We start from the raw sequence: 25,587 nt of genomic DNA, 5'->3' as shown, positions 1-25,587 counted from the left end.
CTTGCATCCCGTGATTTCCAGACAGCATGCCCGCTTTCAAAACTGTTGTTGTTGATGATCGAATACAGGAGATTGAAAGTGACAAGCCGATGCTGCCATACCAGCAGATAACCGGCGACTTAACAGAACTTGTCTCAGGGAAAGTCGTTGGCCGTTCACCCGAAACACCGGCAGCCTTCGCTTTCAGAGGGATTTCACTGGGAGATTATGCCACAGCAGTCCTCGCGGTTCGTCGGGCTGCTGACGTACGAAGGCAGTGGGGTTAGGAAATTGGGAACAGCTCCGGAAAATTCACTGACTGCTCTGGGTTCTTCACTGACTTCCGGTGTCGTAGCGAACTACGATGCTGGCGCGCTCTGAGACCGGTCTTTAGCCATATCGGCGCTCTTTTCGGCGAAACATCTGCAAATGCAAGGTTTTCCGGAATGATCACAATTATCAAGTACCGTTCGTTGTTTGACAGCAGGCTTTCCGACATTGAGCGGGGGATTCACCGAAAGAGCCCATTGCGACAAATGCTGCAGAAAACACAAAACGGCAGCATCACTGGTTTGCAGATTTTTGGATACCTGTAAGGTCGGAAATAGAGGTCGGCGACCTGCAGATCTCTAGAAACCGATCAATCAACGCTGTCTGCACTGCTTGGCGCGGGCGGGCAATCACCACCCTGTATTGCCCAATGCTTTCCTCGAGCGGTCGCGCAACGATCAGGTCGCCTTCAGTCGTACGGTCCTGTATGGGCGGGAAGCCTGCAAGCGTAAAACCGAACCCCTTGCCGACGTAAGCCTGCACAAGCTCGCGCGATTGGGACTGGAACGGCACTTCGGGGTGAACGCCCGCGGCCTGCAGCAGTTGCAAGTAGCTTGGGCCGGGGCCCGCGGGTGAAACAGCGATGTAGGGCAATCCACCGAGATCGCTCAGACTAATCAGTCTCTTCGCCGCCAGGGCGTTTGACGCTGACAACAGAACCAAAGGTCGCAGCTCCAAAAGAACTTCAGCCTCATGCCGCCCTTGATCAAGCCCCTGGTCAAAGACCACCAGAACGTCCACCTCGCCAGCATCCAGCATGTCAATCAATGCAGGGTAGTCCGCTTCCTTCACCTCGATACGGACATCGGGATGGCTTTTGCGGAAGGCGAGCACAGCAGGCAGAACAATCCGCTGCGCCAGTGCGTGATGGGTGCCGATGTGGAGCCTGCCAGCGCGGCCTGACGCTAGATCTGCGGCGTGCTGGTTCAATGTTCCTGCCTGCGCCAGCAGCGCATTGGCTTGGGCCGTGAATTCTTCGCCAGCGCGGGTCAACCGCATGCCCTGTGCCGGAAAGCGATCGAACAGAGTCAGCCCGGTGACGGCTTCCAGCTTGTCGAGTGCCGAGGCGATGGTTGCCGCGGAGATATTCAGCCGCCGCGCCGCTTGGGCAATACCGCCCTGCCGCGCAGTTTCAGACAGGTAGGTGAGCTGGCGCAGGGTGAAGCTAACCATTGAGAGTATCCATCTTTTTACCAAATTAAATCAGTTTTTTCTACTTTATGACAAGCCCTATGCTGCTTTCTGAACAGATTGGAGACTGATATGGAAATTTTGCCGCTGACAGGTGGACTGGGAGCGGAAATTCTGGGTGCGGATATCCGCCGCAGTGAGGATTTCGGCGCCATTCAGGACGCTTTTGCGAAGTACTCGGTGATCGTGCTTCGGGGGCAAAGCGCCGGGCCGCAGGACCACCTGGACTTTGCCCGCTGTTTTGGACCGGTGAACGTCAACCGGTTCTTCAAGCCGGTCGAGGGTCACCCGGAAATCGCCATGGTTCTAAAGGAGAAGGACCAGACGGAGGCCGTTGGTGAGGGATGGCATACCGATCATTCCTATGACCAGGAACCGGCGCTCGGATCCATCTTGCATGCCATCGAGATGCCACCCTATGGCGGCGACACGCTGTTTGTCTCCATGGGCACCGCCTATGAGGCGCTCTCAAAGCCGATGCGCCACTTTCTCGACCATTTGACAGCCGTGCATTCCTCACGCCATGTGTTCGGCACTGCCGCGATGGACAGCGAGGCGGCGAAATCCGGTCGTCTGAGCAATGCAGAGGCAGCGACCCAGGACGCCCGGCATCCGGTTGTCATCACCCATCCCTTGAGCGGGCGGCGCGGTCTTTTTGTGAATCCGGTCTTCACTACCCGCGTTGAAGGGCTGAACCCAGAAGAATCCTCGGCGCTTCTGGCCATGCTCTATGCTCACTGCCAGCAGCCGGAGTTTCAATGCCGGGTACGCTGGCGGGCCGGTGACATCACCATGTGGGACAATCGCGCCACCTGGCACAAAGCGATCAACGACTATCACGGCTTCCGGCGCCTGATGCACCGCGTCACTGTCGAGGGCGGCTCACTTGCGCCCCCTCCCCCGCAGCCTGCCCCTTAGTGAAAGCACCATTATGACTACCAACAACCCTCAGGTAGAAACCAGCCGCCCCAATGTTATTCTGATCCTCGCCGACGACATGGGATTTGCCGATCTCGGCTGCACCGGGTCGGAAATCCAGACCCCCAACATCGACGCCCTCGCGCGTGGCGGCGTGATGCTTTCAGCGATGTATAATTGCGCCCGCTGCTGCCCCACGCGCGCCTCGCTCCTTACCGGGCTTTATCCGCATAATGCCGGTGTCGGCCATATGGGCGCCAATCTTGGCACGCCTGCCTATCAGGGCTTCCTGCGCAACGACAGCGCCACCATAGCAGAGCACCTACGGGCCAGCGGCTATGCCACCCTGATGTCCGGCAAATGGCATGTGGCGGGCGACTTCGCCCCCCGCAGCGTAGACCACTGGCGGATCGGTGATGTCGAGCATCCGACCCCGCGCCAGCGCGGCTTCGACCACTTCTACGGGATAATGGACGGGGCCACCCACTTCTTCTCGCCGCATTACATGCTGGAGGACGACAGCCGGGTCGAAACAGTCCCGGATGATTTCTATTTCACCGATGCCATCACCGAAAAGGCCATCGGCATGATCGAAGGCGCGGTGTCGGACGAGAAACCCTTCTTCCTCTTCCTCGCTCATACCGCGCCGCACTGGCCGCTGCATGCCCATCCTGAGGACATCGCAAAATACGACGGCGTCTATAATAAAGGCTGGGATCATATCCGCACCGCGCGCCACGAAACGATGAACGACCTCAATGTGTTCCAGCGCAGCTGGGATATCTCCCCGCGCGACAGTTCCGTGCATCGCTGGGAGCAGGAAAAGAACCAGGACTGGGAGGCCAGCAAAATGGCTACCTATGCTGCGATGGTCGACCGCATGGATCAGTCCATCGGAACACTGGTCGCGGCCCTGAAACGGCTCGGGCAGTTCGACAACACGCTGATCCTTTTCCTCTCCGACAACGGCGGCTGCGCCGAATTCATGGCCGAGGATGGCTGGGCGAAATTCTACCCGGACAAAACGCACGACGGAAAGCAGATCACCATGGGCAACGTAGCCGGCCTGCGTCCGGGAGATGCACAGACCTTCCAGAGCTATGACAAGCCCTGGGCCAATGTCTCTAACGCGCCGTTTCGTCTCTACAAGCATTACGTGCATGAGGGCGGCATCTCGACCCCTCTCGTTGTTCACTGGCCAGAGGGGCTCAATCCACGCTGCACGGCCCATGTAGCCTGCCATGTGGTCGACATCCTGCCGACCATACTGGAAGCCACTGGCGGCGCCTATCAGACCGAAGTTGGCGGCCATGAAATCCAGCCGTTGCAGGGGGAATCGCTGCTGGGCCTCTTTCAGGGCAAGAACTGGCAGCGCGAGCAGCCGATTTTCTGGGAGCACGAAGGCAACGCCTCCATCCGGCTGGGCCAGTTCAAGCTGGTTCGACTGCATGATTGTTCTTGGGAACTCTATGACATCGAAACCGACCGCACCGAATTATCCGACCTTGCGGGCCGCAACCCTGCCCTTGAGAAAGACCTGATCCGCCAGTACCAGGCCTGGGCCGAAACCGTTGGGGTGCTGGACTGGAACGAAGCGCTGCCGAAATTGCTGGCGGCCTGGAAGATGGCAACCCAAAATGGCTGAAACTGATGGCTAAGCGGCTACTGAAGGTCTCCTGAAAAAGGACCGGGTTGTCCCCGCCTCGATGGTCGATCCCGCCTGCGGCGAAAGGACGGTTTGGATTTGGCCGAAATTTACACCGGTGAATGGCCGCAATTGGGAAATATGCCGCATCGCCGAGAACTCGCCGCTGCAAGTGCGAACCTTTCCTGCGTTAGCAATAGCCGCTTCAACAAAGGGCGGCTGTGTCCACATATCTGTCACTGGCCGTTCGGACGACGTTGCAAGGTCCGTTTTCTACACAATGCTGAGCTGTCCGCCTTGGTTGGTTAACCAAAAAACTTTTGCGTTACTCGTTTGCACTGTTCATCCTGACCAACGAAGACCAGAACAATTTGAGCGCCCTGGAATTGCCCTGCACTTTGCGGGACGCGCAAATGTTCCACTGAATAGAGGGGCTAACTGCGATTTCCTGAACCGTCTTCGTCGCAAGAACCTCGGCAAATGTCTCACGCATGCCACCAACAATAAACTCGGGCCCGGCAAGAAGCCCAGTTAAAAAACTGTAATCATCGCACTCAATTTGCGGTAATTTTTTTACCTTTTCTGCTGCATGTTGGTCCCCTCCTAACGCCTTAATCAGAGTAGCTTTCCAATGCTTGTGAAGGTGTGGTGACGCAAAGGGATATTCGAACAAATCTGCAAGGGATTGTGGGCCTTTGGTATGGATTTCATGCGACGCATGGGCCAGGAAAACGACGGGTTGCTTATCCATGACTACAATTTCGATATTTTCGGCCGCCGGTGTGTAGGTAAGATCACCGACAAATATGTCAAACTGTCCGCTTTGAAGGAGATCAAGGGGACGTCGATAGGCGCTCACCAGAACTTCGAAGCGTAAGTCAGGCAGTTGCTTACGCACCTGCTGGAGGGCAGGCATGATCAAAGTTCGGCTCGTCAGAGGGCCACATCCAATACGCAATACACCACGCCCGGCGTTCCGCATGTCGGCGACCTGCCTCGTGTAGCTCTCCAAGTCCGATCTAAGGCTCTGCGCCAAAGGCAGGAATTCCTGCCCTTCGCGTGTTAGGGTGCTGTTGTTTCGCATTCGATTGAACAACGTGAACCCAACTTCGTCTTCTGCTTGCGCGATGTATCGCGACAAAGACGCATTGGAGACACCGATTTCGCGAGCAGCCTCCTTAAAGCTCCCGGTTCGGGCCAAGCATAGAAAGGCGGATAGCGCATTCTCGTTAATCATTGTCATGCCTTGGTTCCAGGTTTTGGATAGTAAGTTCCAGAAGGTGCGATTGAGGTCAACTGATGTTGCGAGTTGAAAGCTGGCCCGGCTACCTTTTGCTCTTACACATTCATTTCGCACCGCCTTGCGATATCCTAAGGACTTTTCATGCTCAAAAAACACAAGGGCCTAATAACTGGCTTGGCGATCACCATTGCGTTCGGTGCCGCGCCTAACCTGGTACAGGCAGATACCGAACAGCCCAACATACTTGTTATCATGGCTGATGATGTCGGCTGGGCCAGTCTTGGAAGCTATCATCAGGGCGTAAAGAGCATCAAGACACCCAATCTAGACCAACTTGCTGCGGACGGGATGCGGCTGACGGATTATTATGCACAGCCAAGTTGCACTGCTGGGCGGTCCGCCTTCATCACCGGGCAATACCCTGTGCGCACAGGCATGCACACGGTTGGGCTTCCGGGTGATCCCGACAAGGGGTTGAGCGCTGACGACCCGACATTGGCCGTTATGCTTAAATCACTGGGCTACACGACCGGCCAATTTGGCAAGAACCACCTTGGTGACATGAATAAGTTTTTGCCAACGATGAAGGGGTTCAACGAATATTGGGGATGGCTCTATCACTTGAACGCCATGGAATACACGGTTGATCCCGATTGGCCGAAAGATACTGAATTCAACGATACATTCGGCCCCCGGAACATCATTCATGCCTATGCGACCGAGACTGTAGACGAAACAGTCGATCCACGATGGGGTCTTGTTGGTAAACAGCGTATTGTTGACGACGGTCCCGCTCCGCCAGAGCGACAGAAAACGCTCGACAATGAAGTTACGGCACACACTCTTGATTTCATTGACCGTGCCGTGGACAGCGAGACACCGTTCTTCGTTTGGATGGCGCCTGCACGAGCCCATGTTTGGACCCATCTTAGCCCCGAATACGAAGCACTTCTTGGCGATGGCCGCGGCTTGCAAGACGTAGTGATGAAAGAGCTGGACGACAATGTCGGCAAGGTCCTTGCACATCTCGACACGCTTGGGGTGGCTGATAACACGATCGTTGTTTTCACTTCGGACAATGGCCCCGAAACGATGACGTGGCCGGATGGTGGCACCACGCCGTTTCATGGAGAGAAAGGCACGACTTGGGAAGGGGGGTTCCGCGTCCCTGCCATCATTCGCTGGCCCGGGAAAGTTCCTGCTGGACAGGTTAACAATGGCATTTTTGATGGGTTGGACTGGATGCCTACGCTTGTTGCAGCCGCAGGTGGTCCGGATAACCTGCCCGCAACCCTTCTCGAGGGGTACGAGGGATATCAGGTGCATCTTGATGGCTATAACCAACTCTCATTCTTGACTGGCGAGACCGGCAGCAACCGCAAGGAGATCGTTTATTACGAAGGCCCTGACCTACAGGCTGTGCGTTACAATGATTGGAAGGCTCATTTCACGATTCAAACTCAGGGGTGGGCTGGACCCAAAGAGGAGTTGAATGCACCATTGCTATTCAACTTGCGTCGTGATCCCTACGAGAAAGCGGCAGATGAATCTGGCATGTACACGCGCTGGATGGGTAACAAAATGTGGGCATTCGGGCCGGCGGCGCGACTGGTTCAAAAGCACCTGTCCACGTTTGCCGAGTTCCCTCCTCGCGGGAGCGCAGTAACCAATGAGGCCCATGTGCAGGAGCAGATTTCCAGCGAAGGCGGGATGTCTCAGTAAAGGTTATCTGTTCTCGGGGGCAGCTTTCGGTTGCCCCCGACTTCACTAAACTTGAAACATTGTATATCGAAGTTTGACATTGGTGAATGGCATTTCTCATTGTTCGAATACGAACCGAACAGTCTCTTTCGAAGACAGAGAGTTCGTCCCTCGAATTTACCGCATGTGCGGTAGCATGCGTGCTCAAAAGAGAGACCTACTCTTTATGCAGGCGTTCAAATAGCTCTCGTCTACGCGAGCAAGTTGCCGATCTACTTGCCTTGCCGATGAAAAACCGCCTGCCCCATGCTGATGCTCACCCGCGAGAGAAGGCTCTCGCGTACTAATTAGCTGACGTTGGTTGACGTATAGCGACTGCTCAATTTGTCCCACTCACCCGTCATCGAGCGTTAGCAAAGTGAATGTCTACTTCTCGTGTAATGAGCTCTAAGCCTGTTATCCGCTTTGGACTGAAATCAAGCTCAGAAAAGAACTAGGGCGGTCGATCTTGACGACCCGAACCGCTCAAAGGCCGCCAATGCGCTGATAGCGACCTTTGCAAATTGGTAGCACTCAAAGACCGAGCCAGACTTTCTATGGACCATTCGAGATATAGGCATTGGGTTGAGAACGAACATTCGTTGTGTAGCCGAAACCACACTCTGCCAACAGGCGGTTTCAATATTCAAGAGATCATCAACGACTGCTCTTTTCTCAGCTGCCATGGAACAAAATTAGGCCCAAAGAAGAAGTCGTTATCTCGTGTTTGCGAAGAGAGGGCAGCCCATCTGAATCTCAAAACACAACCCGAGCGCGAAGCCCAACTAGGAAAATATTAGACTGTCCTGGGTTCAGTAGGGGATTGTCGATGAACTGAAGCGACGGGGTGATCTGAAGGCCAGGAGAGATCGAGAAACGATAAAAAGCCTCAAGTGTTGTCTGGCTACCCGGAACACCATTTGCCTCGGCCCAGTTGATGCCCACCCCGGCAAGGTCGGTGTTGCGCCCATAATATCCGACCCCAGCGGACACTGATTTTTCGTAAAGCGCTGCGGTCCCTTTGGATACCCCAGCCCTGACAAAGGGCATCCACTGATTGTCGAGGAACCAGGCACCCGAAAATGAAGCACCGTAGTCTTCGGCCCGGCTGCCATCATCAGCCGCATCCGCATGCCAAAGCGTTAAGTGAATGTTATCGAAATAGATGCGGTCAAAACCGCTCGTGTAACCGATTTCCAAACTCTTGAAGAGATTACCATGCGAAAACACGTCGAAGTCGGGCGATGTCGGGTCGGCATTTGCGTCCGCAAGACTGGCGACGGCATAGAAGTTTTCACCCAACTTCAGGCCGCCTGAAATGCCCAGACCAGGGTTAGGGGCATTGATCGTCGGGTTGGTGTTGAACGCCAGGTTTTGGAACGCGGTGTAAGGGCTGACCAGCCCGTAGATGTCCAAAAAGTCCGTGACGTCTATCTGCCCAAATTGCAACGTCCAGTTTCCATTGGTGTTGCGCTGGGTCCAGAATAAGTTGGTCAGCATGGTGCCATTGTCGTTGAACGCAGTGCCGGTTATCGAGATGGCGCCTCCATCCAGACCTAAAAACTGCGGGGCAACTGTACCGTAAGCGTTGCGGTGTTCCAATTTGAAGGTCAGCGACCCTTGTTCCGTTGCCTGCCAATTGCCATAAAACCGGGCAATGCCGCCACCTGCATCTCCGACACCAAGGTTTGACGACGAGTTTTGTCCTAGCGATAAATAATCGATGTTGAATCGAAAACCGCGTTCAGACAGCCCTTCCTTCCAAGCAAACCAAGCCGGTGCGATGTTTCGTGGGAAATCTGAGCGATACTGTGGGTCCGTCAACCCGTCGCCCGGCTCAAGATCAGCGATTGTAGAGGAAGGACCGGATAGCCCTTGAGCGAAGGTGCTTATTGGAAGCAACGAAATGACTATGCCAGCCGCAATAGATCGCAGGATACTCAAGCGCTTTCCCAAAATGTTTCCCTCTTCATTGCTTTTGATGGGTAGTGTTTATCAGGGCGGCCGAGGTAAAAGACCGCCCCTCCGGTTCATCAGTTCAGCGTATTTTTGTAAATTACACCGTCTTTCATGATGATCCGAATGCTTTTTGGACTTTCCGGCCGAGGCTCAGCACCGAACCATTGATCGCCTGTGCCAACGACCGAGAAATCTTCCAGCGGGTTTCCGTCAAGCAACAAGATATCGGCATAAGCGCCCTCTTCAATCACGCCAAGTTTGCCATCGGGATAGGGGTTCATGAAATCCCCGGTCATTGCAGCGATCTCTCCGCCAACCGACGTCATCGCAACCAGCGAGGTGTAGGCACCGAAGAACTCGTTCGCGAGATGTTTTTCGTAGGCAATCTGAATACTGCAGGCGGCAACTGTACCTACGCAGTCCGTGTGATGGCCGCGCTTTGCCGGACATTCTCGCATGTTGTCGAGGTAGTCACCAAATGCTGCCGAGGCTGATTTAGCCTTACGCAAGCTTGCAGGAACCTCGTTGATGGCAGGGATGTCGAAAAGATTTGGATCGAACGCAGTCAGGTTTGTCGTGATGTAAGCGTCCTTTTCCGCCATCAGAGCAGATATCTCGCAATCGAACATGAAGCCGTGTTCAATCGAACGGACACCAGCGTTCAAGGCGTTGAGGATCGCCTCTTTCCGGTACGAATGCGCCATCACATAGCTGCCATATTCGTTGGCAACCTGCACAGCCGCCTCGATCTCGGCCTGAGAACCTGCAATCAGTTGCCACGGATCAAATGCCGACACTACGCCTCCCGACTGCATGAACTTCAGTTGGCTGGCCCCCATACGGAAATTGTTGCGCCCAAATTTTTGAACATCCGCCACGCTGTCAACTTCCTGTGCCATGTTCAAGCGGCTGAAATTGGAGGACTCCCCTACCGGTGAGGTGTAATTCGCGAAATCCGCGTGTCCGCCTCTCGTCCCGAGAAAAGCACCGGACGGGTATACGCGTGGCCCGATAATCGTTCCGGCATTGATAGCGCGTTGCAAGCCGCCGTTCTGGCCTCCCGCATCGCGAACGGTTGTGAATCCCTGCATGAGATACATCTCGGCAGACGCGACGCCCGCGATCGCGAGGTCTTCCCAGGTACTATTCGCTTCCATCGATGGCAATGTCGGACCCGGCAACATCAGATGGACGTGGTTGTCGATAAATCCGGGGGTCAGCGTCCGGCCTCCGCCGTCGATCACTGTAGCAGTGCCAGGGCTTATGTCATCGGTCGAGATTGTTTTGATCAGGTTGCCCTCAACCAGAACGTTCGCATTTTCGATCCGCGCTTCGTTGATACCGTCAAAGACATGAACATTGGTGAACAGAACCTGTTGCCGCGCATCTTCCTGCGCCTGCGCGATGCTGAGCGGGGCAAGCGCGACGCTCGCAGCAACCACCGCCGTTTTGATTGAAATGGGCATTAAATTGACCTCCCCTGTCAAAAACTTCAGATGAGCCTAGCAGATCGACTGAGGTGTCGGTGGCCACTTTTCCTTCAATAAAGATGGTTTTGAAAACAAAACTGGCAACAATCGACAGAAATTCCGTTTATTCTAAGTCCAGGAGGTGCCCATGCCGCATACCACCATTTCGCAAGCCCATCAGGAAGGTTTCATCCGGCTGGCGCTAGCACTGCCTTTTTTGGACTATCTGAAAGCGCGCGACATCAACCCGCGCCCGACATTAGAAGAGTTTGGCGTAAGCGAAGATTTGATGCGCGACGCCAATATCTATGTGCATTCGGAACTAATTTTTGGACTGCTGAACAAACTTTCCGAGCGCGCTGGCGACCGCTACCTTGGCGTCCATGTTGGCGAAACATTTGATCTAAGAGCGTGGCCGCCGTTTTCCAATGCGCTTCAGTCACGATCCACCTTGTTCAGGTTCTTTTCCGACTTTGTGCGCTTGGTGCCCCGCGAATCCAGCTCTGTTCTTCATAGTCTTGTCGTCGAAGCCGACAGATCAATCTACCGGATCGCGCGACAGCAAGAGCCCTCGGTGCCGCCAGTTCAGGTCACAGGATTTGGGACAGCTGTTTATGTGCGTTTGCTGCAATCTGTATCCGGTACGAACTGGGACCCTTCGGTTGTAACCTGCGAAAGCCGCTATATTGTCGGTGTACCGTCAAACTATAACGGGATAAAGGCCCGTTTCGGGCCTGACCCTGGCATGCAGATTAGCTTCCCGACTGCGTGGTTGCATGAAGATGTTGTTCTGGAACCTCGCTTTCCTATGGTACAATCCGTGTCATCTGAACAGGATGTTAGTGTGGTGGCCGTGATGCGATCTGCCTTACGGGACAAACTGAACGAGATGGATCTGGAACCCGAGCCAATTGCCAAGCTTCTTGGCATCGATCCTGAATTATTTCTCAAGGCTTTGAAACATCACGGCACAACATTGCCGCGTGAGATCAAGCGTCTAAAGATAGACTTGGCCAAGGAGCGCTTGAAAGATACCACGCAAAACGTGGCACGCATCGGTGTTTCACTGGGGTACTCGGACAAGGCCCATTTTACACGTTTCTTCCGCTCTCAAACAGGAATGACTCCGACGCAATTCCGTATCAGTGCGACAGAGGAAAAGCCTTAAGCTGATCCACATATCGCTCCGTTACGGCATCTTGCAGCCATCCGCAAAGCCGGGTTTGGCCCGTTCGCGCGACTTTCTGCGCATTGCTGCCCTTCAGCTGGCTAGGGCGATAGAGCTCGCCAGTTCCCACTCGACACTAAAAGCAACTCACATCGAAAAGTGAACAAAGCCGTTATGCGCGACAATGCCGGAAATGGGCATTTACGCGGTTGAGGCGGAGCTCTGCAACGCGAGCTACAACTGACTTATATAATTGTTGGGCGATGACTGCTTCGTTGCGCATAAGTTTGGAACGCTTTTAACCCGATGGAAAAGTAAGAGGCGGGATAGCTCAACCTAACACATAAGAAGTTATCTCTTTGCGGCCATGGCAGTAAAAATATGGATACCGTATGACCCTTGAAAAACTCCGAATCTCCCTGTGGGTCGCCTGTTTGAGGGGGCTTTCGCAAAGCCGCCGACCGTTTGCAACTGTCTCAGCCATCGGTCTCGACGCGTATTTCAAACCTGGAGCAAGAACTTCGGGTACCCTTGTTTGAGCGTTGCCAAGGCGAGTTTGTACTCACTAAGCACAGCACCTTTTTGCTATCTTGTGCCAAACAGATGCTGTTTGTCGAAGAAGATGCTAATAGTGGTCATTTTTGACGTTAAATGTGTCCTCTGACTTTGCGAATATTAGTGTTCTACAGATGGGTCTTGGCACAACATTCGCCTGATAGCAGAAGTACTTAGCCTGCCTTTTCGAACGTTCGATCGATGATCGCATCGACCATGAAAGCTGTTGTTTCACGCGCTTGCTGCGGTGTCGCGCCTGCGACATCGATCAGGGCGATCATAGCTTCCAGACCGGTGGAGGCGGACAAGGCGCGCACAAGGATGTCGCTCTGTTCGCTGGACAATCCGGTATCGTGCTCTGACAACGCCTGCCGAAACATCTTGATGCGGCGACCGCCACGGGCAGTTGCCGTGCTTCCAGCTCGCCACCCTGTCATCGCCGCTGCTAAAAACTGCCGAAAACCCGCTTCGTTCTGTAGGGAAAGATCAAGATAATACAGGCAAATTGCTTTTAGCTTACTGCGCAAATCCTGCGCATCGGCAATGACTGCTTCATAGGGCTTCACCGAGACATCGAGGACTGCCTCGGCGACAAGAACGCTTGCATCGGAAAAGTACCGGTAACTCGTCGCCTTTGACACGCCATTTTCGGCAGCGGCTGCAGTGACCGTCACGGTTTTCCCTTCGGACAACAATTGTCTGGCACCCTCAAGGATCGCTTGTCGCGTTCTCTCCTGTTGGGCGGTTCGATTGTGAGGTTTGGTCATGCTCTATCTTTATACGGTTACGGTCTCTTTTCGTGAGACACTTGTCTTATTTTGAGACAGATGTATCATTAACAACAGAATCAGTCAAGCAAATGAGGACCGACATGGCGACCCGCCCGCGCACATATAACGTTCTGAATATTCTGACGAAGTTTCACGCATTTCCGTCGGAGGTTGATGGCAAGTTCTGCCTCGTCGAGTGCACCGTTCCGGTTGGTGCCGGAGCGCCGCCGAACCACCATGCAGGTGAAACCGAAGGCTTCTTCGTACTCGAAGGCCAGATCATGTTCGTGATCGACGGTGGTGAATATCCTGCAGGGCCAGGCGACTATATCGCAATCCCGGACGGCGCAGTCCACGCGTTTAAGGCTATCGGAGACAGTCCGGCAAGAGTGCTCATTCTGAACGCACCTGGGCATATGCACGAGGCATTTTTTACTGGGTTGGGGACGGTCCTCCCCGACGATCAGACCAAACTGCCAACGCCTAGTGAACCCGACTTAGGCGCCGTACTCAAAGTTGCAGGCGAAGTCGGAATGACCATCGTAGGCCCAGAATAGACTGCGAAATAACCCGATCTAGACAGGTCGACATCAGGTCGCAAATGCAAGGAGTGAGAAATGAAAAAACTACCGACATGGTTCTTTGCAACCGCCGCAATATTCGCTCTGTGCGGTATGATATGGGGCATCCAGATGTCTGCAAGCCACGATCACACACTGTCACCTGCGCATGGCCACTTGAACTTGATAGGGTTTGTCTCGATGTCGATATTTGGAACCTACTATGCCTTGACGCCGATGGCTGCTGAAAGCCGATTGGCAGTTGTCCATTTTGGGCTAGGATTCGTGACGGTTGTCGTCCTCACACCAGGTATTGCGTTGGCGATCGCAGATCAGAGCGAGGCGTTAGCTCAGATTGGCTCTGTTCTGGCGGTAATTTCCATGGCGCTCTTCGCCTTCGTCATTCTTCGCCATGGCGTCGGTAGCACAGAAAGCCACCCGTTCCAAGACCACGAGGGTCGACCAAAACCCGCCGAATAGGCCTCGTCTCCAGAGCTTTGCGTGGCATTGCGGCTCTGATCCCGGGGGTTGCGCACTCTGATAGACCGACGTTCACAAACGGTCGTTTCGTTTACCTTTTCAAAAGCGCGTTTCTAGAGTGTCATGGACATTTCATGCCATGTCATTCCACCATGATCAGAGGCTGACGGTCGCAAATAGCGATATCCGAACTTCTCATAGAGCGGCACATGGTGCTCTTTACACATCAGGTGGATCGTCGCCTTGCCCATCTGCCGCATACGCTCGACAAACTCGTCCATCAGTTTCCGTGACAACCCTCTGCCTTGGTGTGCAGGATCAACTACGACAGACATAATCACGACATTCGGAGCGTCAGGGTCGTGGCCGATTAGTTCCTTGAAATCTTCGTCCGACATCTCCACCTCGTCCGCGCACCCGCAATTGATAAATCCAACCACTGTGCTGTCTATTTCAAGCACAAGAAAACCTTCGGGATAGATCCTGATCCGTTTCGAAATCTTTTCATGGGTCGCAGCCTCATCGCCTTCGTAAGCGGAGGTCTCAATATCGAAGCAGCTATCTACGTCAGTTGGCCGGGCGTTTCGAAACATATGCATCTGTTACCACTAAGCTTTGATCGCACTCATCCTATAGTAGGTCAGCGAGAAGAAAAACCGCCCTTGCCTTGCGAGATCAATCTGTTCGTCAAACCAAGCTTTGGTTTCCTTCGTACTCATGCATCCATTTTCCGCAGCATATCGCGACATTAGATGCATCAGCATGAAAGCTATGCCATCAGGACGAAGGGTGACGTCGCAGAAGGTGAAAGGTTCGACGTCGACGGAGAAGAACCCAGCATCCCGCGTGAGCCGAGGCCAAAGTGCGGCGACGCGTGGTTCAATGTAGTGATGATCCCACGCATCCTGAACACAGCGCATGCGATCTTCATCCTCCGAAAACCAATCCAGTGTTTTGCATCCCGTATCAACGGCGATGAATCGACCACCCGTCCTTAGAACACGATGCGCTTCGCGAATGGCGGCTGGAATATCAGAGAGGTACTCAAGAACCTGAACAGCGACCGCTTTATCGGCTTCCCCGTCGTGGAGTGGCAGCACATCGGCCAATCCATCTTTGATCTGAGCGTTCGGGAACGCGGCGCACCTATTTGCTGCCGGCGTGCGCATGTCCGCGCTGGGATCAATGCCAATGACCCGTCCGCTCGCACCGATAGCGCGTGCAATCTCTTCCGTCAAAAGCCCGTTGCCGCAACCGATATCGGCGACGACATCTCCCTCGGACAGATGCAGGGCATCAAATGCCATCCTCCTGCGTCGGCTGACATCACCACCCTGATAGGCAATTTCAAGGAGTTTGGTCGTCGCTTCATCAAACCTCAGCATGTTTCATCTATAGTGCCAAAAGTAGAGGCGGAAAACCTTTGCCAAGACTTAGTCATGAAACACGGTCTTTATCGCCCGAAACAGAAACTCGCCAGCATGGCCATTCATCAAGACTCATTTCCCGGTTACACCGCTGTATTGTTCCTGGTTTATGTTGGCATGGAAACTGATCTGATCTTCACGCGTGGCGTCGATCTAACGGGCTTTGCTTCTTACACACTCTTAAGACAGTGAGTTGCTCGAAAGCCACCTCAAAGACGTGGGTGTGGTAGCAAAAGAGATGGGTACCGGCGTGATCTTTGAAAGCCCAACTAGAGTCGTGAACAATGACCGAAGCGCTGCAATCCGCTTTTCACCAAACACATTGAAACAACTCAATCAAAATACAGTGACCTTAATGGCAAAAGTGCCCACAGCCAGCGATGACGCCCCAACATTGATCAGCTCCAAACTCGGACCGCTCAGTAGTGCCTAGATCATTGCATCAGCGCGTGCGCGATCCATAAAGGATCTCAAGGTTGTGCGTAAATCTCTGACCAACGCAATTCTCCTGAAGCCAGATGATATCACTAGTGTGTGCAGAATGCGCATCTACGAACTGTCAGGCTGTGATTACCAATCTCCGGTTAGGTGGCGCTTGTGGCCAGCAGTCTAGTGTCACCATTTTGATAGGCCTATTACGCCGCCTTATCTCAGGATCGCCTTGGCCGTCGCTAGGTTCGTCCATGGATCATGTTGACCAAAGTACATCGCAGGGGGCTCGATCGAGGAATCTACCAGCCCCTTAATCGCCAAAATAGCACCAAGAACACTATACTCGGTGGTGAAGACGATCCCGTCAGGGATCTCCACAAACTGCCCCAACAATGCGAAATTCTCTGAACCTTCTGGAATTACCGGTGGACGATCACCGTCCGCCCGGGGCAAGAACTGAGAGATGCCATAGGGCAAGCGACAGGGGACACAATACGAAGTCTCGAGGAGTTCTGCTTTCTCGTCTTCGTCAAGGTCGCCCCAGAGATGCCCGAGAAGTTCCTCCAACATCTCGCGCCCCGTGCACTCGTACATGGGCTTTTGAACAAATTGCCCTTTGTTGTCCTCACCCAGCGCAGATACCCAAATCACGCAAGTGTCTGCAGCTTGGCCAGGAAAAAAGGGCTGCCGATAGGTGTGAAGATGCATGATCCAGGGCGATTGTGTCAGTGGCAAGGGGCTTTGCCGCCCCATCTGCCGTTCAACAAGCCATTGGAACTTTCGTTCAAACAGGTTGCCACGGAAGGTCACGGTGAAATGCATCATCCTTGAAAGCGAAATGTCGCGCAGGAAACGCTCGGGGCGCCCCAGATCAGGTTGCTTGGCGACTATTTTCTGCCAGAGCAAATAGCCTCCACCTGGCTTCTCCGGAGGCTTCATTGAGACAGGCTGATCGTGCGAACCATATTCGTGGTTGGATACGATCGAGCCTATAGTCAGGAACGCCCGGTCATGAGGCCGAACCTCGATCGCTTCCATGGGCTCACCTGCAGCGGTCTGCAGGTACAGGCGCTCAATCCACCGCTGCTCGCCGCTGACTTTGAAGTCCACGTCCGTGATGCGACAGCCATAGTGGATGTTCACTCCCTTCTCGGTCAGGAGGCGAAGCGCGGGCAGGACGAAGGAGTGGTAATTCGTATAGCGGGTACGTTCGAGAGAGGTCATCTTCTCCATGTCGGACATACGGTGGAAGAAGAGACGCATATAACGGCGCATTTCGACCGCCGAATGCCAGGGCTGAAAGGCAAATAGAGCGCGCCACATATACCAGTAATTACTGCGGAAAAAGGCTTCGCTGAAATAGTCGGTTATTTTGGCATCAGCTGGAATTGCCGACTCCGGTATTGCCATCAAGCGCGCCATCTGAACGGTTTCGACGGGGCCCAAGCCAAGGTCGTGGCCGCTGTCTTTTTCGCCATCTGCGTGCAGGAGACGGACTACGGTGTCGACGTCGCATTCTTCACGGTTGCGCTCGTGATCATCCAAGCAAGACCCATTTTCGTCATAGGGGATCAGCGACCAAAGCTCTTTGGTGCAGCAATAGACTTTGTCTTCGTACATCCGGCTGCCGCGCATGAAATAGACAGGTTTACCGTCGACAATTTTCGTCGAGGCATCCATGGAACCGCCGACAAGGTCCATTTCTGGATTTTGCTCGAAAATATGGATCCTCTTCGGGTCGAAACCGGCTTTCTGTACCAGATAAACTGCGGCCGATATGGAGCCCAAGCCCAGACCATTAAGATAGACCTTGGCGTCGTTCACGTCATCTTGCGTCTGGCTCATGTTTCTCTCCTATCCAAAGGGAAGAGTTAACTCTAGTGCAGCCATTGGCAAGTTGGGCTTTTGGTCAAGCCAACCGATATCCTTCAGATCGGCCCGATTGTTGCGGCGTTGTTGGCTTAACAATCTCCATATTCAAAGCTTGGGGCTTTCACGCTGTCTTACTGCAGAGACGAAGAACACGCATTTAGCCAGACCTGTCTGAGCTCTGGTCGTTCATCCCACAATTTTGGTTAAGCAAGCGTACGAATATTTGACGCGCATGACAGCTAGGCGGTCAACGTGGCGGTTCACTTTACCTGCATGATAGCGGCTTTCTAAAGCACAACAATTGTTACGAGAGCGTAGGTAGATGCCCAAAAATCGTACTGTCCTCCATCGATTTCGTGGCAACTCTATGGCTTGCTTGATTGGTCCAGACCCTAGATCTGGTCACGCAAAACTCTTTTCAACACTTTTCCCGTAGCGTTTCGAGGCAGAACATCCATGAAAATTGCACGAACAGGTATTTTGTACCGGGCAACTTTATCGTGGAAATGAGCGATAACATCATCCTCTGAAAGATCGACCCCTTCATTCAGAACGACAAACGCGACACCCACTTCACCCCAGCGATCATCCGGAGCGCCAACGATTGCGCCATCGGCGATACCTTCCAACGTGAACAGGGTGTTTTCAACCTCGGCGGGATAGACGTTTTCGCCCCCGGATATATACATATCCTTCCAACGGTCCACGATCCACAGATCACCGTCAGAATCCAGACGCGCTGCATCCCCGGTTTTGAACCAGTCTCCTACCCAATCTGAGGCTTTCGCCTCGGGCCGATTCCAGTACCCCGGAGTGATGTTTGGACCACGCACCCACAGCTCGCCAACCTCATCGGAATCGGCCTCTGTCGTTTCATTGCGCATGACCTTCAATTCACCATGCAATGCACATCGTCCTGCGCTGCCCGGCTTTTCAACCGCTTGCTCCATGGTTTGCCCCGATACCAACGGGCTGGTCTCTGACATCCCAAATCCCTGCGCCAGACTAATATTCTTTTTCAGATAGGTCTTAACCAAAGGAACTGGAGACGGTGCGCCACCGATACCGCAAGCAACCAGCCGCGAATAATCGGTTGTATCGAACGAGGGATGTTGGCTCATAAACAAATAGACGGCGGGAACACCAAAAAAGTGGGTAAGTCCGGTGCTCGGATCATCTATAATTTCAAGTATTTGCCCCGGATCTACGGTCCGCATGATCAGCGAGCAACCACCATTGTGCAGCATCACAGTCGTGAAGCAGTTTAATCCACCAGTATGAAACAACGGCAGGACTGTCAGGCCGATACTCTGGTGTGTAATACCCCAAGGACTACCCATGTTTACCGCGTTGATGAAAGCCATTCCATAGGTATTGATTGCACCTTTCGGCCGCCCCGTTGTCCCCGACGTGTAAAGGATTGTCCAAATGTCATCATGCGTAATTTCAGGCGTCGGATGTTTCCCATCGGACCCGGCAATGGCGCTTTCATACTCGCTATTACCACCCCCACCCGTCGTTTCGATCATCGCAGGAAGGGCTTCTGTCAACGCCTCTACCAACTCTTTGTTGGCGGTATCGTAGATCAAGACCTTGGGAGTACCATCCGACAGAATGAAATCCAGCTCTGGCGCTGCCAGCCTCCAATTCAGCGGCAGAAAGATCGCGCCCAATTTGGCGCAAGCAGCGTGGATCTCCATCATATCGGTCGAGTTCATGGCAAGGACGGCAACTCGGTCGCCTTTCTCTACGCCACAGCGTTGATCCAAATATGCGGCCAGTTTCTTGCTGCGGTCATTGGCCTGCTCAAAAGTGAAACTCCGTCTCGAGTGCAGATCGACCCAACATGCCTTATTTGGTGTCGTAAAAGCGTGAGACGCTAACCAATCATAGTGTCGCATGGAACCTCCTATTTGAGTGGCTCTCCACAAATGAAGCGCATGCGATAGAAGGGTGTCGATATCTTTTGCGTCGATCAAGTTTTTTCTGGTTTGAACGTCGGTACAGTCTGCAACTCAGCCATAGGTCCATCAAAACTCGCAGCGTTTCACCAAAACGCATCTGTGGCCTAATGATAGAGGTCAAGATGAGGTCACCGGCGGTAGAAATTTTATTGTGGCCTCAAACAAGATTTTGCGCCTAATAAATTGCTACCCCCTTCTCTCGGCTCCGAGTTACTTAGACAAAGCTCCTACTTGATCGTTTCCTGCCTCGTTTCAACGCAAAATATAACACGCAGGAGACGCTGTTCCTGACAATCCAAACTTATCATTGATGCGTCGTTGCAGTACTCTTTTTCAAAGAGTCCGATTTGTTCTACAGCCAGTGTCTCTGCATTAAGAATCCGCGATCACGACGGCCGCTGAAAAAACGGAACTTACGCCGTCAAAACAGCTTCAGTTCAATCCGCTCCACGAGAAACAAGCGCTGTAACAAGTAAGCCCGGTTCCAAGTTGGTAAACTCCAAAGTGCCACCGTGAAGCTCAATCAACTCAGTCGCAATTGAGAGCCCCAAGCCGAACCCACGCTCGGACTGGCTTGTGTGCCCCCGGACAAATGGAAGCCGCACACGCGCGACCTCGTCTGGTTCAATTCCCGGTCCAAAGTCCCTGATGTCTACACCAATCATGTCATTGGAAAGCGGCTTTACCTCGACAACAGCCCGCCCACCATATTTCAAAGCATTGTCGATCAGGTTTGAAAACGCACGTCTCAACTTATCCGGTTGACCAAAAATGAGGCAGGTATTGTCAGTCCGAATGCTAACATCTTCGGGAGATGTGAATATCGACGTGGCTGATTGCAATTCAACCGCCTCAGGGGCGAAAAATGTGACGTTCTTACCGGTATCGCTATAGTCATTCACAAGACTTTCCACCAATGACGCAAGTGAAAATTGGTAGCTCTCTTCTGGCTGGGAACGAAGACTAAGCAGATCAAGCGCCCCATCAATGATCGAGGACACATCATCAAGGTCAGCTTCAAAACGGTCTCGCAAATCCCCCTCTGGGAGGAGCTCAGTTCGCAAACGCAGTCGGGTTATTGGCGTTCTGAGATCATGCGATATCGCAGCAAGATCACGTTCCTTTTTTTCCTGCTCAGCGGCATATCGCTCCGTCAGACGCGTGATCTTATCCCTAATCAAATAGGCTTCGGTCGAGGCTAACGGATCTGTTGGTCCTGAAACCGGGCCTCTTGCAGCCAGCTTCTTAAAAGGCGCGGCAAGGTTGAGCGCCAACGGGATCACAAGCGACAGACCCAGTACAAAGGCGGCAATCCCAATAATCGCAATCCATGTTTGCCCGGGTCGCGATTGCCAGATTGTGGGGGCGGAAATGGTCACAACCACATCCGACGGCATAAACACATGAAGCGCCGCAGTCTGATCTTGGCGGGCAATACCACGAGACAACTCGGCAAGGCGCGCGGTGGCGGTTTGCACCTCATTGCGAGCGCTTAGAGCTTCGGGCAGTTTTGGCGGGCTGTTAAAGGCTACGGCAGCACGCAATCGTTCACCATTGAGTGTCAAAATCAAAGGCACGGAATATGGTGGTAACGCATCGTGCAATTCCGGCCCACGGCGCATTTCAAACAAACCAGAAGAAATCACGTCACCGTCCGGCAGATTTTGCCACGTCTCTTTACCAATAAGGTCACGTAGCACCTCTCCCGAAGTTTCGGCCTGAGTGAGGGCAATACTCCGGTTGTAAAAGTTCTGCATCGTCCAACCGGTCACCACAGCGCCAAACAAAAAAGACAGGATCGCAAGTAACGGCAGACGTTTGGCAAGCGAACGTGGGAGCAGTTTTATAACGGCTATAAGGAATGCGCCCATTGCCTAGTCCATATCTTGCAAGTCAGCGCAAAATTGATAGCCGCGATTGCGCACGGTGCGAATGAAATCCGCATCATGCTGGATTGCAGACAGTTTCTTACGCAACCGACTGACGAGAATATCGACACGGCGGTCCTCTGGGTCAAGCGCGACATTCAAGATTGCACTGCCGATATCTTCGCGGCTCACTGGTTCAGGCACGGCGGCAATCAATATTGAAATCAGCTGATATTCAGTGGAACTGAGCGGAACATGAAGTGCGCCGGGTCCGTGCAGTTTTTGATGGGTGCGATCCAAAACCCAACCAGAAAATCCAACCTTTCCTGTAAAATGGTTCCGCCCGCCGACGCTACTACGGCGCAAGAGGGCGTTCATCCGCGCCAACAATTCACGTGGGTTGAACGGTTTTTCCAAATAATCGTCCGCGCCAAGTTCAATGCCATGAATGCGCTTCGCATCGCCTTTTTCGGCTGACAAGATAATAATCGGAACATCAGACGTGTTGCGCACCCATTGGCAAAACCTTAGCCCATCAATGCCCGGAAGCATGATATCGACAATAAATATGTCAAAGTTTGTTGGCTTATGAGCCTTGGCATCTTCCGCGCTTGATGACACGTGACATTCAAACCCACGCCCCGTGAGATAGGTCGACAAGAGCGACGAAATTTCAGTGTCGTCTTCGATGATGTGAACACGTGACAGTATACTGAACCTCTGATCCGCGGGCCATTTCTTGGTCGCTCCAACACACTGTATCACTTTTTTCGCTGCTCAAAGAGATAGTTATAGGGTCATTACAAAACGCAACAAAACAACAGGTGGCCAAAAAAGGTCTTGGTCTTAACCTTCTGGAAGAGTTGGCATTGCCAACAATCGATTCTGGGAGGAATACAATGAAATCTTTCGCCAAGGCGCTTGTTAGCGCTGCCGCCATCACTGCGGCATTCAACGCCGCTCCGCTTCAAGCCGACCCAAAAGCAGAGGTTCTGCATTACTGGACATCAGGCGGCGAAGCAAAAGCTGTGAAAGCCCTGCAAGAGGCGTTTTCCGCGCGCGGCGGTGAGTGGGTTGATGCACCGGTTGCTGGCGGTGGTGGCGATGCTCAGGCCGCTGTATTGCGGGCCCGCGTTTTGGCAGGGGATCCACCAGCAGCAGTTCAGATCAAAGGCCCAAACATTCAGGAATGGGCAGAAGCTGGTGCATTGGCTGATTTGTCCGGCGTCGCTTCAGCACAAAACTGGGATGGGGTTCTCCCTGAGACAATCCAGAACATCGTCAAATATGAAGGCAAATATGTTGCTGTTCCGGTCAACGTGCACCGTGTGGACTGGATCTGGGCCAACCCAGAGGTTCTGGCCAAAGTTGGCGCAGGTGTCCCGACAACTTGGGATGAATTCAACGCAACCGCCGACAAACTACTAGCCGCAGGTATCATCCCATTGGCACATGGTGGACAGCCTTGGCAGGATGCGACCGTGTTTGAAACCGTGGTGCTTGGCATTGGTGGCGTCGATTTCTACCGGAAGGCACTTGTAGATCTGGATATGGACGCGCTTGGGTCTGACACTATGGTCAGCGTCTTTGATCAGATGCGCAAAATGCGCGGCTATGTTGATCCTGATTTCCCGGGTCGGGACTGGAATCTCGCAACGGCGATGGTCATGCGTGGCGAAGCAGCGATGCAAATCATGGGTGACTGGGCCAAAGGCGAATTCGCAGCAGCCGGTAAAGTGCCCGGCAAAGATTACATCTGCGCATCAACACCATCTGAAAATGGATACCTGTTGAACTCAGACAGTTTTGCGATGTTCAACGTCAAAGGCGATGATCTGGTTGCAGGTCAGAACCTGCTTGCGGAACTGATCCTTGGCACAGAGTTCCAAGAAACTTTCAACCTGTTCAAAGGGTCAATCCCCGCCCGCACAGATGTGCCGCGCACCGAGTTTGACGATTGCGCGATCAAATCAATGGATGACATGGTTTCAGCTGCCGAAGGTGGGACCCTGCTCGGTTCCATGGCGCACGAAATTGCGCAAGCTGGTGCGGTTCGCGGTGCTTTCATCGACATTGCCACTGCCCACTTCAATTCTGACATGTCTTCGCAAGACGCTGTTGAGAAGTTGGTTAAAGCCATCAAACTGGCTCAGTAACCTGCCTGCACTTCTCTTTGTGGCCTGCTCACCCTGTGTGGGCCACAACCCCTGTCTCGGTTGCCCGCAGGAGACCCCTCGTGACCCGCCCCCCTTTAAAATTGACAGACAGGATTGCGCGCACGCTACCGCAGATCGTTGTAGCGCCTAGTTTCGCGCTGATCCTGTTCTTCGTATACGGCTTCATCATTTGGACCGGTTATATTTCGCTGACCAAATCCAAGATGCTGCCGAACTATAATCTGATCGGTTTTCGCCCTTATGAGCGTCTATTCCAAATGGATCGCTGGACCGTGGCGCTGGAAAACTTGTTCATTTTCGGTTTTCTATTCATCTTTGTTGCCATTGTTATTGGGTGTTTGCTGGCCATCCTGCTGGATCAAAAAATCCGCGCCGAAGGCTTTATCCGCACAATTTACCTCTACCCGATGGCAATCTCGTTCATCATCACGGGTACAGCTTGGAAATGGATCATGAACCCGTCTTTGGGGCTTGAAACCGTTATTCGCAGCTGGGGCTGGGAGAGCTTTTCCTTTGGCTGGACCAACAGTGAAACCATGGCGGTCTATGCGTTGGTGATGGCCGCCGTTTGGCAAAGCGCCGGCTTCGTCATGGCGCTGTTCTTGTCAGCGCTGCGCAGCGTTGACCAGGATATCATCAAGGCGGCGAGTCTTGATGGGGCCTCACCTTGGAAAATATACCTTCGTATCATCCTGCCATCTATGCGCCCTGTGTTCATGAGCGCGGTTGTGATCCTTGCCCATCTGGCAATCAAAAGCTTCGATTTGGTTGTGGCTCTGACAGGGGGCGGACCAGGCTATTCCTCAACCCTGCCCGCAAATTTCATGTACGAAATGACATTCCGCCGTAACGAGATTGGCGTTGGTGCCGCTTCGGCGATGATCATGCTGGCCACCGTGGCTGCGATTATGGTGCCCTATCTCTATTCCGAACTGAGGGGTAAGAAACATGTCTAACTCAAAGACATTCGTCCCTGCACAGAACAGATCAGTGCTTTGGATGCGCCTGTTACTTTGGACCATCCTGCTCCTGTTTGCGATCTGGTTCCTATTGCCCGCTTATGTGGTGGTTGGCACTTCTCTCAAGGACCTCGCTGAAATCCGCGGCGGATCACTACTGGCACTGCCGCATGAGTTAAACTTTACGGCCTGGTGCCACGCCTGGAGCGGAGCCTGCATCGGCGTGACCTGCACCGGGCTTGAGCCATATTTTTGGAACTCGGTAACGATGGCCCTGCCCGCAGTTACGCTATCGACGCTCTTGGGGGCCTTGACTGGATATGCTCTGACCAAATGGCAGTTCAAAGGCGCAAACTTGGTTTTTGCCCTGATCCTGTTTGGCTGTTTCGTACCGTTTCAAGTTGTGATCTTACCGATGGCCCAGACATTGGGACTTATTGGCATCACCAACACAGTCTACGGGTTGATCCTTGTGCACACCGTCTATGGCCTCGCGTTTACTACTTTGTTTTTCCGCAACTATTATGTCACCATTCCTGACGAACTGGTACGGGCTGCGACGATTGATGGTGCGGGTTTCTTCACAATCTTTCGCAGGATAATCCTGCCGCTCTCACCACCGATCATCGTTGTATCAGTGATCTGGCAGTTCACACAGATCTGGAACGATTTCCTATTCGGCGCCAGTTTCACCACCGGTGGGGCACAGCCCATTACGGTGGCAATGAACAATTTGGTCAACACAACAACGGGCGTCAAACAATACAATGTAGATATGGCAGCAGCCCTGATCACTGCGGCCCCTACACTTTTCGTCTATATCGTCGCGGGCCGCTACTTTGTACGCGGACTGACTGCTGGCTCGGTCAAAGGATAAGAAC

The 25,587-nt window shown here is 53.3% G+C and carries 22 protein-coding genes; 11 read left to right on the top strand and 11 right to left on the bottom strand.

Going from position 1 to position 25,587, the window contains the following annotated elements; translation table 11 throughout:
- Positions 1 to 543: 543 nt before the first annotated feature.
- Entirely contained in the window at positions 544 to 1,482 is a 939-nt protein-coding gene (locus ABWV33_RS18300; protein ID WP_353332846.1) for a LysR family transcriptional regulator, read from the bottom strand.
- Between the two features lie 90 nt (positions 1,483 to 1,572).
- Here ABWV33_RS18300 and ABWV33_RS18295 point away from each other — a divergent pair, with 90 nt between their 5' ends.
- Both ABWV33_RS18295 and ABWV33_RS18290 read left to right on the top strand, forming a co-directional pair.
- Complete coding sequence (locus ABWV33_RS18295) at positions 1,573 to 2,418, top strand: TauD/TfdA dioxygenase family protein (RefSeq protein WP_353332844.1); 846 nt, start codon at positions 1,573 to 1,575, stop codon at positions 2,416 to 2,418.
- A gap of 13 nt (positions 2,419 to 2,431) precedes the next feature.
- On the top strand, positions 2,432 to 4,063 hold the full coding sequence (locus tag ABWV33_RS18290; RefSeq protein ID WP_353332842.1) for an arylsulfatase: 1,632 nt from the start codon (positions 2,432 to 2,434) through the stop codon (positions 4,061 to 4,063).
- Positions 4,064 to 4,388: 325 nt separating this feature from the next.
- On the opposite strand, the gene ABWV33_RS18285 is transcribed toward ABWV33_RS18290, so the two are convergent.
- Positions 4,389 to 5,462 carry a LysR family transcriptional regulator gene (locus ABWV33_RS18285; RefSeq protein WP_353332840.1) on the bottom strand — a complete coding sequence of 358 codons (1,074 nt, stop codon included), beginning with the start codon at positions 5,460 to 5,462 and terminating at the stop codon, positions 4,389 to 4,391.
- Here ABWV33_RS18285 and ABWV33_RS18280 point away from each other — a divergent pair.
- Complete coding sequence (locus tag ABWV33_RS18280; protein WP_113825049.1) at positions 5,448 to 7,028, top strand: arylsulfatase; 1,581 nt, start codon at positions 5,448 to 5,450, stop codon at positions 7,026 to 7,028. The genes ABWV33_RS18285 and ABWV33_RS18280 overlap by 15 nt on opposite strands.
- 774 nt (positions 7,029 to 7,802) lie before the next feature.
- Here the strand turns inward: ABWV33_RS18280 and ABWV33_RS18275 are convergent.
- Both ABWV33_RS18275 and ABWV33_RS18270 read right to left on the bottom strand, forming a co-directional pair.
- Entirely contained in the window at positions 7,803 to 8,990 is a 1,188-nt protein-coding gene (locus tag ABWV33_RS18275; protein ID WP_353332838.1) for a carbohydrate porin, read from the bottom strand.
- An 89-nt stretch (positions 8,991 to 9,079) separates the two neighbouring features.
- Complete coding sequence (locus ABWV33_RS18270) at positions 9,080 to 10,471, bottom strand: metal-dependent hydrolase family protein (protein WP_353332836.1); 1,392 nt, start codon at positions 10,469 to 10,471, stop codon at positions 9,080 to 9,082.
- Positions 10,472 to 10,622: 151 nt separating this feature from the next.
- Here ABWV33_RS18270 and ABWV33_RS18265 point away from each other — a divergent pair, with 151 nt between their 5' ends.
- Both ABWV33_RS18265 and ABWV33_RS18260 read left to right on the top strand, forming a co-directional pair.
- Positions 10,623 to 11,642, top strand: a complete 1,020-nt coding sequence (locus ABWV33_RS18265; RefSeq protein WP_353332834.1) for an AraC family transcriptional regulator — start codon at positions 10,623 to 10,625, stop codon at positions 11,640 to 11,642.
- Between the two features lie 465 nt (positions 11,643 to 12,107).
- Entirely contained in the window at positions 12,108 to 12,287 is a 180-nt protein-coding gene (locus ABWV33_RS18260) for a helix-turn-helix domain-containing protein (RefSeq protein ID WP_353332832.1), read from the top strand.
- Between the two features lie 83 nt (positions 12,288 to 12,370).
- Here ABWV33_RS18260 and ABWV33_RS18255 read toward each other — a convergent pair whose 3' ends face one another.
- Positions 12,371 to 12,964: a TetR/AcrR family transcriptional regulator gene (locus tag ABWV33_RS18255; protein WP_353332830.1), complete on the bottom strand. Its 594-nt coding sequence runs from the start codon at positions 12,962 to 12,964 to the stop codon at positions 12,371 to 12,373.
- Between the two features lie 104 nt (positions 12,965 to 13,068).
- Between ABWV33_RS18255 and ABWV33_RS18250 the strand changes: the two genes are divergently transcribed.
- Together ABWV33_RS18250 and ABWV33_RS18245 are read left to right on the top strand one after the other, a co-directional pair.
- On the top strand, positions 13,069 to 13,524 hold the full coding sequence (locus ABWV33_RS18250) for a cupin domain-containing protein (RefSeq protein WP_353332828.1): 456 nt from the start codon (positions 13,069 to 13,071) through the stop codon (positions 13,522 to 13,524).
- Positions 13,525 to 13,584: 60 nt separating this feature from the next.
- On the top strand, positions 13,585 to 14,007 hold the full coding sequence (locus tag ABWV33_RS18245; RefSeq protein ID WP_353332826.1) for a hypothetical protein: 423 nt from the start codon (positions 13,585 to 13,587) through the stop codon (positions 14,005 to 14,007).
- Between the two features lie 113 nt (positions 14,008 to 14,120).
- On the opposite strand, the gene ABWV33_RS18240 is transcribed toward ABWV33_RS18245, so the two are convergent.
- Positions 14,121 to 14,600 (bottom strand): GNAT family N-acetyltransferase, encoded by a 480-nt coding sequence (locus ABWV33_RS18240; protein ID WP_353332824.1) that lies wholly within the window; start codon positions 14,598 to 14,600, stop codon positions 14,121 to 14,123.
- A 15-nt stretch (positions 14,601 to 14,615) separates the two neighbouring features.
- Positions 14,616 to 15,392 carry a methyltransferase domain-containing protein gene (locus ABWV33_RS18235; RefSeq protein WP_353332822.1) on the bottom strand — a complete coding sequence of 259 codons (777 nt, stop codon included), beginning with the start codon at positions 15,390 to 15,392 and terminating at the stop codon, positions 14,616 to 14,618.
- Between the two features lie 54 nt (positions 15,393 to 15,446).
- On the opposite strand from ABWV33_RS18235, the gene ABWV33_RS18230 reads away from it, so the two are divergent.
- Positions 15,447 to 15,626, top strand: a complete 180-nt coding sequence (locus tag ABWV33_RS18230) for a hypothetical protein (RefSeq protein ID WP_353332820.1) — start codon at positions 15,447 to 15,449, stop codon at positions 15,624 to 15,626.
- Between the two features lie 453 nt (positions 15,627 to 16,079).
- On the opposite strand, the gene ABWV33_RS18225 is transcribed toward ABWV33_RS18230, so the two are convergent.
- The 4 genes from ABWV33_RS18225 to ABWV33_RS18210 all read right to left on the bottom strand — a co-directional run bounded on the left by ABWV33_RS18225 (position 16,080) and on the right by ABWV33_RS18210 (position 22,335).
- Positions 16,080 to 17,711: an oleate hydratase gene (locus tag ABWV33_RS18225; RefSeq protein WP_353332818.1), complete on the bottom strand. Its 1,632-nt coding sequence runs from the start codon at positions 17,709 to 17,711 to the stop codon at positions 16,080 to 16,082.
- A gap of 419 nt (positions 17,712 to 18,130) precedes the next feature.
- The gene (locus tag ABWV33_RS18220) at positions 18,131 to 19,639 is read right to left on the bottom strand and encodes an acyl-CoA synthetase (RefSeq protein ID WP_353332816.1); all 1,509 of its coding nucleotides are present in this window, start codon (positions 19,637 to 19,639) and stop codon (positions 18,131 to 18,133) included.
- 500 nt (positions 19,640 to 20,139) lie between these two features.
- Positions 20,140 to 21,573, bottom strand: a complete 1,434-nt coding sequence (locus ABWV33_RS18215) for a sensor histidine kinase (protein WP_353332814.1) — start codon at positions 21,571 to 21,573, stop codon at positions 20,140 to 20,142.
- A 3-nt stretch (positions 21,574 to 21,576) separates the two neighbouring features.
- Positions 21,577 to 22,335 carry a response regulator transcription factor gene (locus ABWV33_RS18210; protein WP_353332812.1) on the bottom strand — a complete coding sequence of 253 codons (759 nt, stop codon included), beginning with the start codon at positions 22,333 to 22,335 and terminating at the stop codon, positions 21,577 to 21,579.
- 134 nt (positions 22,336 to 22,469) lie between these two features.
- On the opposite strand from ABWV33_RS18210, the gene ABWV33_RS18205 reads away from it, so the two are divergent.
- From ABWV33_RS18205 to ABWV33_RS18195, 3 genes are all read left to right on the top strand, one after another.
- Complete coding sequence (locus ABWV33_RS18205) at positions 22,470 to 23,726, top strand: ABC transporter substrate-binding protein (protein WP_353332810.1); 1,257 nt, start codon at positions 22,470 to 22,472, stop codon at positions 23,724 to 23,726.
- A 101-nt stretch (positions 23,727 to 23,827) separates the two neighbouring features.
- Positions 23,828 to 24,703, top strand: a complete 876-nt coding sequence (locus tag ABWV33_RS18200; RefSeq protein WP_113825091.1) for a carbohydrate ABC transporter permease — start codon at positions 23,828 to 23,830, stop codon at positions 24,701 to 24,703.
- Entirely contained in the window at positions 24,696 to 25,583 is an 888-nt protein-coding gene (locus tag ABWV33_RS18195) for a carbohydrate ABC transporter permease (protein WP_353332808.1), read from the top strand. The genes ABWV33_RS18200 and ABWV33_RS18195 overlap by 8 nt, the downstream gene beginning before the upstream one ends.
- Positions 25,584 to 25,587 lie beyond the last annotated feature (4 nt).

The sequence above is a fragment of the Phaeobacter sp. NW0010-22 genome, from assembly GCF_040365955.1.
Lineage (GTDB): Bacteria > Pseudomonadota > Alphaproteobacteria > Rhodobacterales > Rhodobacteraceae > OMPR01.
Note: the sequence above shows the minus strand (reverse complement) of the source record. Positions and strands in the feature narration are given on the sequence as shown.

Coding starts and splice junctions, on each gene's coding strand:
- ABWV33_RS18300 (WP_353332846.1), bottom strand. CDS start 1,482: ATGGTTAGCTTCACCCTGCGCCAGCTCACCTACCTGTCTGAAACTGCG.
- ABWV33_RS18295 (WP_353332844.1), top strand. CDS start 1,573: ATGGAAATTTTGCCGCTGACAGGTGGACTGGGAGCGGAAATTCTGGGT.
- ABWV33_RS18290 (WP_353332842.1), top strand. CDS start 2,432: ATGACTACCAACAACCCTCAGGTAGAAACCAGCCGCCCCAATGTTATT.
- ABWV33_RS18280 (WP_113825049.1), top strand. CDS start 5,448: ATGCTCAAAAAACACAAGGGCCTAATAACTGGCTTGGCGATCACCATT.
- ABWV33_RS18270 (WP_353332836.1), bottom strand. CDS start 10,471: ATGCCCATTTCAATCAAAACGGCGGTGGTTGCTGCGAGCGTCGCGCTT.
- ABWV33_RS18265 (WP_353332834.1), top strand. CDS start 10,623: ATGCCGCATACCACCATTTCGCAAGCCCATCAGGAAGGTTTCATCCGG.
- ABWV33_RS18255 (WP_353332830.1), bottom strand. CDS start 12,964: ATGACCAAACCTCACAATCGAACCGCCCAACAGGAGAGAACGCGACAA.
- ABWV33_RS18250 (WP_353332828.1), top strand. CDS start 13,069: ATGGCGACCCGCCCGCGCACATATAACGTTCTGAATATTCTGACGAAG.
- ABWV33_RS18245 (WP_353332826.1), top strand. CDS start 13,585: ATGAAAAAACTACCGACATGGTTCTTTGCAACCGCCGCAATATTCGCT.
- ABWV33_RS18240 (WP_353332824.1), bottom strand. CDS start 14,600: ATGTTTCGAAACGCCCGGCCAACTGACGTAGATAGCTGCTTCGATATT.
- ABWV33_RS18235 (WP_353332822.1), bottom strand. CDS start 15,392: ATGCTGAGGTTTGATGAAGCGACGACCAAACTCCTTGAAATTGCCTAT.
- ABWV33_RS18230 (WP_353332820.1), top strand. CDS start 15,447: ATGAAACACGGTCTTTATCGCCCGAAACAGAAACTCGCCAGCATGGCC.
- ABWV33_RS18225 (WP_353332818.1), bottom strand. CDS start 17,711: ATGAGCCAGACGCAAGATGACGTGAACGACGCCAAGGTCTATCTTAAT.
- ABWV33_RS18220 (WP_353332816.1), bottom strand. CDS start 19,639: ATGCGACACTATGATTGGTTAGCGTCTCACGCTTTTACGACACCAAAT.
- ABWV33_RS18215 (WP_353332814.1), bottom strand. CDS start 21,573: ATGGGCGCATTCCTTATAGCCGTTATAAAACTGCTCCCACGTTCGCTT.
- ABWV33_RS18205 (WP_353332810.1), top strand. CDS start 22,470: ATGAAATCTTTCGCCAAGGCGCTTGTTAGCGCTGCCGCCATCACTGCG.
- ABWV33_RS18195 (WP_353332808.1), top strand. CDS start 24,696: ATGTCTAACTCAAAGACATTCGTCCCTGCACAGAACAGATCAGTGCTT.